Genomic DNA, 1204 nt, shown 5'->3' on the forward strand with positions numbered 1-1204 from the left:
CGTGACGCCGACGCCGCCCGCCCCGCCGACGCCGCCCGTGCCGCCCGTGCCGCCGACGCCGCCCGCCCCGCCGACGCCGCCTGCGCCGCCCGTGCCGCCGCCGGTTCCTCCGGTGCCGCCCGTGCCTCCGGTCGCGCCTGCGCCGCCCGTTCCGCCTGTCGCGCCGTTACCACCTTGGCCTCCCGTGGTGTCGTCCGAGCACGACGCGAGGCCGAGGGCGCCCGCGAGCAGGAGCAGCGAGCTGGAAAAGAGAAGGGTACGAGCCATCAGGAAAACCTCCGGGAGCAACGCGCCGGCGCGGCGACGCCCGAAACCAGCGGTGGTGCGGCCACGTGGAGCACCCGCCGCGCATGTCGGATCCGGAGCGCGCCTGCCGGGAGTGCGCCTCCGATCGAGCGGGCCGAAGCGACTTCCGAGCATCGTCTCAGATTTCGGCGTGCGGCTCAACTCGGACGAATGAGGTCCGACGCGAGCTGCGGCCGCGCAAACGAACGGCTCCCATCGTGCGAAAACTCGCGATCTGGGGGGATGGCGCGGGGACGGAGACGGGCGGGAGGCGCGACGTCCGGAGGGGCTACGCGCTCGGGGCGCTCGGCCGCCGAGCGCGCGCTCGGGGGCGGGTCAGTAGCTCGTGATGAGCGCGAAGCAGGCGTCGTACGCGTTGTTGCAGTCGGGCTCGGAGCTGTTCGTGATGCAGTCGGCGAGCTGCTGGAGGGCCGTGTTGTTGAAGGGGTTCGTCTCGAGCTGGCAGCCCTGCGTGTCGAAGGTCTCGCCGTTGATACAGAGGTCGTTGGCGACCGTCTCGCAGGCGAGGGCCGCGTCGGCCGAGGGGCAGGCCGCGGCGTACATCTTGCCGACGCAGTCCGCGACCTGCTGGTCGTCGCAGGCGTTGGCGGGCTCGACGCCGATGTCCGAGAGGCAGCTCTGGAGCACGCCGGCGGCGCCCTTGGTGTAGATCTCGAAGCCGCGCTTGCAGGTGCCGTAGCCGGGGGGGTCGAACTCGATGGCGTTTCCGTTCCCGTCGGTGCCCTGGCACTGGGCCGCGGGGCCGTTCGGCTTGGGCGTGATGTTCATGGCGTCGCAGGCCGCGACCTCGGTCGTGCCCTGGTCCGGGCCGACGCAGGCGGAGCCGCCGCCCTGGCCGCCCTCGCCGCCGGCGCCGCCGACGGCCGCGCCGCCCTCGCCGCCCTGGCCACCGGCGCCG

The 1204-nt window shown here is 74.0% G+C and carries 1 protein-coding gene and 1 pseudogene; both read right to left on the minus strand.

From position 1 onward, the window contains the following. A pseudogene (locus QHF85_RS49695) lies at positions 1–267 on the minus strand (hypothetical protein); the annotation flags it as partial. A gap of 354 nt (positions 268–621) precedes the next feature. Beyond that, positions 622–1204 (minus strand): hypothetical protein (locus QHF85_RS49700; protein ID WP_281334579.1); only part of this gene is annotated, 583 nt, incomplete at its 5' end.

It is taken from the genome of Polyangium sp. 6x1 (genome assembly GCF_029946515.1).
In the GTDB taxonomy this organism is placed as follows: domain Bacteria; phylum Myxococcota_A; class Polyangia; order Polyangiales; family Polyangiaceae; genus Polyangium.